Annotated in this window: 1 protein-coding gene; it reads right to left on the bottom strand. The window is 68.4% G+C overall.

What is annotated here, in order from left to right:
- Positions 1–36: 36 nt before the first annotated feature.
- A protein-coding gene (locus tag GL263_RS29285; protein WP_438948012.1) for an IS630 family transposase occupies positions 37–1,103 on the bottom strand; the annotation gives its coding sequence in 2 pieces (ribosomal slippage) (positions 37–657 and positions 660–1,103; 1,065 coding nt in all).
- Positions 1,104–1,169: the final 66 nt, after the last annotated feature.

The raw sequence follows: 1,169 nt of genomic DNA, 5'->3' as shown, positions 1-1,169 counted from the left end.
ATTACTGAGGTTGAACTCGTGATGTCGCTGGGTTGCTCAGGTGGGTCTGATGGTCAGGCCGGTCTCGGTGAGGCAGCCGTCTACGAGGTCGCTGCGGTACTGGATGTGCCGTAGGCCGCGTCGGATGCGCTGGGCGAGGTGTTCGGGGGTGTTGAAGGCGACGTTGGAGAGCCAGCCGCGTCGCAGAAGGGACCAGATCCCTTCGACGGGGTTGAGGTCGGGTGCGTAGGGCGGCAGGTAGTAGATGGTCAGCCAGTCCCGGGCCTCGGCGAACTCCCGTAGGCCGGCGGCCTTGTGGACGTTCAGGTTGTCCCAGACGAGGACGATCGGGCCGCCGAGCTGCTGGTGGGCGGCGATCAGCAGGTCCCGGTAGTCGCGCCAGGAGAAGCTCTTGCGGCCGTCGCGGCGGCCGTCATCCTTGCGGGGCCGGTAGATCAGCCGGGACCGGTGTCCGGGCTTGTAGCAGGTCAGCGCGGCAATCGATATCCGTCTGCGGGAACGACCGCGAACTCGCACCACTGGGGTCCGGCCGCGCTGTGACCAGGTCTTGGCCTGCGGCGGTGTCATGGAGAATCCGGCTTCGTCCTCGAAGACGAGCCAGGCTCCACTCACCGCCGCGAGCCTTCCGCGCAGGGCCACACCTCCTTGACCCACCCGGCCACCGCCTCGTCGTCCCGCTCGATCGCCCGTCGGGCCGGAACCTGGCAGGACCAACCGTTGCGCACCAGCAGTTTCCGCACGCCCTGGATCGTGTAGGTCAGGTGGAAGCGCCGACCGATCACCGTCTTCACACGGCTCAGGGTCCACCGTTGGTCTTCCCAGCCGTGCGCGGCCGGGCCCTTGGCCAGCTCCGCCTCCAGCTGCGCGAACTGCTTCTGACTCAGCCTCGGCAGCGACGCCGGCCCCTGTGACCGCAGGGCCCGCGGCCCGCCCTCGTCCCACATCCGCCGCCATCGCTGCACCGAGCGGACGCTGACCCGTAGGTCCTTGGCGATCGCCGAGCTCGCCTCGCCCCGGGCGAACCTCTCGGCCGCCTTGAGCCGTAACTCCTCGCGGAACTGCTGCCGTTCGGCAGTCAGCCCGCCCCCTTGTGGATACCGCATGCCCCGGTGATACCGCACAGGCGACGAGCCGTCAGCCCCTACGACTCCACGAGTTCAACCTCAGTA

Source organism: Streptomyces durbertensis (genome assembly GCF_014156695.1).
GTDB lineage: Bacteria > Actinomycetota > Actinomycetes > Streptomycetales > Streptomycetaceae > Streptomyces > Streptomyces durbertensis.
This window is presented reverse-complemented; position numbering and strand designations above follow the sequence as displayed.